Below are 6,101 nucleotides of genomic sequence, written 5' to 3'. Positions count from 1 at the left end.
GGAGGCGCGGCGGGCGCGTGCGGCGCGGCGCTTGAGGGCGCGGCGCTCGTCTTCGGAGAGACCGCCCCACACGCCGGAGTCCTGGCTGGTCTCCAGGGCGTACTGCAGGCAGATCTCGGTGACGGTGCAGGTCGCGCAGACCGTCTTGGCCTTCTCGATCTGGTCGACGGCCGGTCCGGTGTTCCCGACAGGGAAGAATAGCTCGGGGTCGACGGTCAGGCAGGCGGCCTTGTCGCGCCAGTCCATGGGGGGCTCCTCGGTGTGGATTTCATGAGATGTCGCGCTGCGACTCTCGATTCGGGCGACGGTTCGGGTTCCGCTACCCTGTTGAGATGCGGACGGATGCCCGCCGATTGTGATGCGAACGCGAACGTTCGACCCACGCCGCTGTGGGAGCACATGACTTTCTCTATTCTGTTACATGGAAACCGCGAAATCAAGGGTTTTCTCGTCATTGCACCCCTAGGAGGACGCTGTGCGCGCACCCGGAATCGCCCTCGCCGCAGCGGCGGTGCTCGCGGTCGAGGCCGTGGCGCTGGTCGTGTTCGCCCTCATCGAGATGGCAGGGCTCGGCGCGGGTGACGCCGCCTCGCTGCCCACGGCGATCGCGCTGATCGTGCTGACGCTGATCGGTGCGGCGGCACTCGCCGCGTTCGCTCTCGGCACCCGCGCCGGCCGGTCGTGGGCGCGCTCCGGCGGGATCGTCTTCCAGGTGCTCGCGATCGCGCTGGCGCTCGCCTCCCTCACGGTGCAGCCGATCCTGTGGACCTTCACCCTCGGGGTCGGGCTGCCCGCCGTCCTCGGCTTCGTGCTGCTGATCGCCAGCGCGCGCCGTGAGGGGGAGCGTCGCGGGGCGGAGTGACCGCGCCCTTCGACGTCAGGCGTCGATGCCGAGCTGCTTGCGCAGGCGCGCCACGTGTCCGGTGGCCTTCACGTTGTACTGGGCCAGCGTGATCGTGCCGTCCTCGTCGAGGACGAAGGTCGATCGGATCACGCCTTCGACGACCTTGCCGTAGTTCATCTTCTCGCCCCACGCGCCGTAGGCCTCGTGCACGGCGTGGTCGGGGTCGCTGAGCAGCGGGAACGTGAGGCCGTCGCGCTCGCGGAACTTCGCGAGCGTCGCGGGTTCGTCACGCGAGATGCCGACCACTCGGTAGCCCGCGCCCTGGAGTGCGGAGATGCTGTCACGGAAGTCGCAGGCCTGCGTGGTGCACCCCGGCGTCATGGCGGCGGGGTAGAAGTACAGCACGGTCTTCGTGCCCCGCAGATCGGCCAGGGAGACGGACGTGCCGTCCTGGTCGAGAAGAGTGAAGTCGGGGGCTGCGGTACCGGGTTCCAGGCGCTCAGTCACCACACCAGCCTATCGGCCGGGGGGCTGCTCCGCCTTGTCGGCGAACGTCTGCAGCAGCCGCTGCAGGGAGTCCAGTCGCGCGCGACCCGTCTCGCTGAGCTCTCCGCGGTCCGCGGCCTCGATCAGTGCGCAGTCCGGTGCGTCCGGCAGGTGCGTGCACCCGCGCGGGCAGTCCTCGGCGATCGCCGCGAGCTCGGTGAAGGCGGCGAGGATATTGGCGGGGTCGACGTGACCCAGCCCGAACGAGCGCACGCCGGGGGTGTCGATCACCCAGCCCGTGCCGGTGCGGCCCTGGTAGCGCAGCGAGACCGTGGAGGACGACGTGTGGCGGCCGCGCCCCGTCACCTGGTTCACGTGGCCGGTGGCGCGCCCCGCGCTCGGCACCAGCGCGTTCACGAGGGTCGACTTGCCGACGCCGGAATGTCCGACGAAGACCGTCGAGTGGCCGACGAGGGCGTCTCCGATCTCGTCGACGGGCATCTCGTCCCTCGCGCTTGTGAACACACGCAGGTCGAGCCCCTCGAAGTGGGCGAGGAACTCCGTCGGATCGGCCAGATCCGTCTTCGTCACGACCAGTAGCGGCCGGATGCCGGCGTCGAGCGCAGCGACCAGGTAGCGGTCGACCAGTCGGGCACGCGGCTCCGGATCGGCGGCGGCGACCACCACGAGCATCTGGTCGGCGTTGGCGACGATCACCCGCTCGACCTGATCCGTGTCATCGGCGCTGCGTCGCAGCAGCGAGGTGCGCTCGACGATGCCCACGATGCGCCCCAGCGTGCCCTCGTCGCCCGAGGTGTCGCCGACGACCCTGGCCTGATCGCCCGTGACGATCGGCGTGCGCCGCAGCTCCCGCGCCCTGGCCGCCGTGATGGTGCGCTCCTGCGGGGTGTCCTCGTCGAGCAGCACCGAGTACCGGCCGCGGTCCACCCCGAGCACGCGACCGATCTGCGCGTCGTCGTGTGCGGGGCGACGCTTGGTGCGCGGACGGTTCGCCTTCGGGTTCGGCCGCGTCCGGACGGAGCTCTCGTCGTAGTCCTCGAAGTCGTCCTCGAGGTCGTCGGTGTCGTCGAGCCAGCTCACCCGTCAGCCTCGCAGCATCCGCTCCCAGAGCATGGTGAACTCCGGGAGGGTCTTCGCGGTGGTGCCGATGTCGTCGATCTCGACCCCCGGGACACGCAGGCCGATCAGGGCGCCGGTGGTGGCCATGCGGTGGTCGTGGTGCGCGGCCCAGCGGCCGCCGTGCAGCGGAGCGGGCACGATGCGGAGTCCGTCCGGCAGTTCCTCGGCGTTCCCTCCGAGCTCGCGCAGATTGCCCACCAGCGCCGCGATCCGGTCGGTCTCGTGGAGGCGGATGTGCCCGATGCCGCGGATCGTGGTCGGCGACTCCGCGAACGCGGCGAGACCCACCAGCGTCGGGGTGAGCTCGCTGGCCGCTGACAGGTCGAGATCCAGGCCGCGGATCGTCGTGCCGCTGCGCACCGTCAGCGTGCCACCGTGACGAGAGACGTGTGCACCGGCGGCCTGGAGCAGCTCGGGGAGCCGAGCGCCCGGCTGGGTGGAATGCGCCGGCCAGCCCGTGATCGCCACCGAGCCGCCCGTGACGAGCGCGGCGGCGAGGAACGGCGCGGCGTTCGAGAGGTCGGGTTCGATCGAGATCTCCTTGGCGCGCGGGACACCGGCCTCGACCAGCCACTCGCCGACGGCCGGACGCTCGATGCGGATGCCGCGGCGGCTGAGCGCCTCGATCGTCATGTCGATGTGCGGCAGGCTGGGCAGCCTCTCGCCGGTGTGCACGAGGTGTAGGCCGACGTCGAACCGGGGCGCGGCGAGCAGGAGGCCGGACACGAACTGGCTGGAGGCGGACGCGTCGATCTCCACCCGGCCGCCACGGATCCGCCCGTGGCCGCGGATGGTGAACGGCAGCGCCCAGGTGCCCTCGTCGTCGATGTCGACACCGAGATCGCGCAGCGCGCTGATGAGACCGCCCATCGGGCGATGCAGGGCCGTCTCATGCGCCGTCAGATGCACGTCGTTCGCGGCGAGACCGGCCAGCGGGGCGATGAAGCGCATGACGGTGCCGGCCTGACCGCAGTCGATCGTCACCCCGCCGTGCAGCTTGGCCGGTGTCACGACGAGGTCGGGACCGAACTCGCGGCCGGCGTCGACCTCCTCCACCCCGATGCCGAGAGCACGCAGCGCCTCGATCATGCGCCGCGAATCGTCGGAGTGCAGCGGGGCGATCAGCCGGCCGGGGCCGTCGGCGATCGCGGCGATGATCAGCTCGCGATTGGTCAGGGACTTCGAACCGGGGATCGTGAGCTCGGCATGCACGGGCCCGTCGGTGGTCGGCGCAGGGTAGGCGCCCTGCGCCTGAGAGGGGGAATACCTTTTGGCGCTCATCGGTTCTCACCTTAGTAAACACGACGCTGCCGCTGTGAGAGGCGGGCGCACCCGGGGTGAGAGGAAGAGGATGCCTGCGACGCTGGAACGCGAGGTGATCGACCTCGGCGGCCTAGACTGGCCGGTGATGGACGACACCGCAACCGCAGACAGCGTCGGCGACCCCCGGCGCGAGTTCGAGGAGCAGGCGCTCCCCTTCATGGATCAGCTCTACGCGGCGGCCATGCGCATGACCCGCAATCCGGCCGACGCCGCGGATCTGGTGCAGGAGACCTTCGTGAAGGCCTACGGCTCGTGGTCCACCTTCGCGCAGGGCACGAACCTGAAGGCATGGCTGTACCGCATCCTCACGAACACGTACATCAACATCTACCGCAAGCGGCAGCGCGAGCCGTTCCAGGGCACGATCGACGAGCTCGAGGACTGGCAGCTCGGCGGCGCGGAGTCCACCACGGCCTCCCACAGCCGGTCGGCGGAGGCTGAGGCGATCGACCGCATGCCCGCGTCCGTCGTGAAGGACGCGCTGCAGGCCGTCCCCGAGGACTTCCGACTCGCGGTGTATCTGGCGGACGTCGAGGGATTCGCCTACCAGGAGATCGCCGACATCATGAAGACCCCCATCGGCACCGTGATGAGCCGTCTGCACCGTGGCAGGCGGATGCTGCGGGAGCTGCTGGCCGACTACGCCGCCGAGCGAGGCATCGCCGCGGCTGAACCGAGGAGCACGAAATGAGCGACTGCGGCTGCGACAAGGCCCGTCAGGATCTGGAGGAGTACCTCCGCAACGAGGTGTGCAAGACCGAGCACGCGGAGATCCGCGAGCACCTCGAGAACTGCCCCGCGTGCCGGGACGAGGCGCTCGTGGCGCGGACGCTGACCGAGGTCGTCGCGCGCGCCTGCAAGGAGACGGCACCCGAGGAGCTGCGCGATCAGGTGTTCGCGCGGCTGCGCGAGGTCCAGGCCGCTCAGCACTGAGGTCGGCCGTCACCCGGCGCCGCGGTGTCCGCCGGCGACCCTAGGCTGGTGCCATGGCCCTCATCGATGCGCGCGGGATCCCCGCCGACCAGACCTCCGTCGACCGGCTCGCGGAGGACTCCCTCGACTACCGGCTGCTCGATGTGGACGATGACGAGCGGGTGCGCGCGTTCCAACGTGCCCTGGCTCGCGGCTTCCTCGGCGCCGATCCGACAGCGGAGACGCGGGCGGAAGGGCTGCCGACCGTCCGCAGCCGCCGCAACATCGGCGTCTACGAACACGGCGCCGCAGCGGGCGACCTGCCCGTCGCCACGATCGATTCCTGGGTCACGCCCCTGACGCTCCCCGGCGGCGAGATCGGCATGTGGGCGATCTCCGGGGTCACCGTGTCCGGCACGCACCGCCGCCGCGGCATCGCACGAGCGCTGCTGGAGGGCGAGCTGCGCGCCGCCGCCGCGGCGGGCGTGTCGCTGGCGGGACTCACGGCCTCGGAGGCGACCATCTACGGGCGGTACGGCTTCGGCTCGGCCATTCCCGTCGCCCGTTTCACCGTCGACACCCGCCGCGCCGGGTGGGCCGGGCCCGCTCCGCGCGGCCGGATCGAGTATGTCGAGCGCGAGCAGCTCGCCGCCGACCTCGGTGAGGTGCACGACCGCGCACGGTCCGCGCGATCGGGACAGGTGCCGGGATGGGCCGCACGCTGGGTCGGCATCGGCGGACTGGCTGCGAACGACACCGAGCGGGAGCGCGTGCGCGGTGTGTGCTATCGCGATGAGGACGGCGTGCTGCGCGGTGTCATGGCCTATGCGGTGAGCGAGAAGGGCGAGTCGTTCCGCTTCGCGCTGCACGTGCGACTGCTCGTGGGGGAGACAGCGGAGGCCACGGCGGCGCTGTGGCGATTCGCGCTGCAGCACGACCTCGTCGATGAGGTCACCGCCGACCTGCGCCCGCTCGACGATCCGCTGCCCTGGCTGGTGGCCGATCAGCGCGGCGTGACCCAGGTGGTGCACGACCACGGCTGGCTGCGCATCCTCGATGTGCCGCGCACCCTGAGCGCGCGCCGCTACGGTGCGCCCCTCGACACCGTGCTGCGCGTCGACGACCCGCTCGGCTTCGCCGCTGGCACGTGGCGCCTTCGCGTGGACGGCACGGGCGCAGCGCTCGTCGATGTGGCGAGCGATGCCGAGCCGGATCTCGCTCTGGACGTCTCGGCGCTCTCGTCGCTCTACGCCGGGGGAGTGCGCGCGAGCGCCCTCCACGCCGCCGGTCGGATCGTCGCGGCGCCCACCGCCGTCGAAGCGCTGGAGAGGGCCTTCGCCGTGTACCCGGCTGCGTCGCTCGACATCTGGTACTGAACGCGAAGCCCGTCTCGGCG

8 protein-coding genes are annotated in these 6,101 nt (G+C 71.0%); 4 read left to right on the top strand and 4 right to left on the bottom strand.

Going from position 1 to position 6,101, the window contains the following annotated elements:
* On the bottom strand, positions 1-246 hold a 246-nt coding region (locus tag M3C17_RS18665; protein ID WP_017203224.1), incomplete at its 3' end, for a WhiB family transcriptional regulator.
* Between the two features lie 229 nt (positions 247-475).
* Here M3C17_RS18665 and M3C17_RS18660 point away from each other — a divergent pair.
* Positions 476-862, top strand: coding sequence for a hypothetical protein (locus tag M3C17_RS18660; RefSeq protein ID WP_259979553.1), 387 nt, complete (start codon positions 476-478; stop codon positions 860-862).
* A 15-nt stretch (positions 863-877) separates the two neighbouring features.
* On the opposite strand, the gene bcp is transcribed toward M3C17_RS18660, so the two are convergent.
* The 3 genes from bcp to aroA are packed head-to-tail and all read right to left on the bottom strand — an operon-like array spanning position 878 to position 3,751.
* Positions 878-1,351, bottom strand: a complete 474-nt coding sequence (gene bcp / locus M3C17_RS18655) for a thioredoxin-dependent thiol peroxidase (protein ID WP_259979552.1) — start codon at positions 1,349-1,351, stop codon at positions 878-880.
* 9 nt (positions 1,352-1,360) lie between these two features.
* Complete coding sequence (gene rsgA / locus M3C17_RS18650) at positions 1,361-2,431, bottom strand: ribosome small subunit-dependent GTPase A (RefSeq protein WP_259979551.1); 1,071 nt, start codon at positions 2,429-2,431, stop codon at positions 1,361-1,363.
* 3 nt (positions 2,432-2,434) lie between these two features.
* Positions 2,435-3,751, bottom strand: a complete 1,317-nt coding sequence (gene aroA / locus M3C17_RS18645; RefSeq protein ID WP_259979550.1) for a 3-phosphoshikimate 1-carboxyvinyltransferase — start codon at positions 3,749-3,751, stop codon at positions 2,435-2,437.
* Between the two features lie 70 nt (positions 3,752-3,821).
* On the opposite strand from aroA, the gene M3C17_RS18640 reads away from it, so the two are divergent.
* Genes M3C17_RS18640 through M3C17_RS18630 form a run of 3 tightly spaced genes read left to right on the top strand, consistent with a single transcriptional unit; the run spans position 3,822 to position 6,081 of the window.
* Positions 3,822-4,484 carry a sigma-70 family RNA polymerase sigma factor gene (locus M3C17_RS18640; RefSeq protein WP_311198460.1) on the top strand — a complete coding sequence of 221 codons (663 nt, stop codon included), beginning with the start codon at positions 3,822-3,824 and terminating at the stop codon, positions 4,482-4,484.
* On the top strand, positions 4,481-4,726 hold the full coding sequence (locus tag M3C17_RS18635; protein ID WP_259979549.1) for a zf-HC2 domain-containing protein: 246 nt from the start codon (positions 4,481-4,483) through the stop codon (positions 4,724-4,726). The genes M3C17_RS18640 and M3C17_RS18635 overlap by 4 nt, the downstream gene beginning before the upstream one ends.
* A gap of 53 nt (positions 4,727-4,779) precedes the next feature.
* Positions 4,780-6,081 carry a GNAT family N-acetyltransferase gene (locus M3C17_RS18630; RefSeq protein ID WP_259979548.1) on the top strand — a complete coding sequence of 434 codons (1,302 nt, stop codon included), beginning with the start codon at positions 4,780-4,782 and terminating at the stop codon, positions 6,079-6,081.
* The last annotated feature ends 20 nt before the right edge of the window (positions 6,082-6,101 follow it).

The organism is Microbacterium sp. p3-SID336 (assembly GCF_025143365.1).
Classification (GTDB): domain Bacteria; phylum Actinomycetota; class Actinomycetes; order Actinomycetales; family Microbacteriaceae; genus Microbacterium.
The sequence above is the reverse complement of the archived record's forward strand: the minus strand, read 5'-3'. Positions and strand labels throughout refer to the sequence as shown.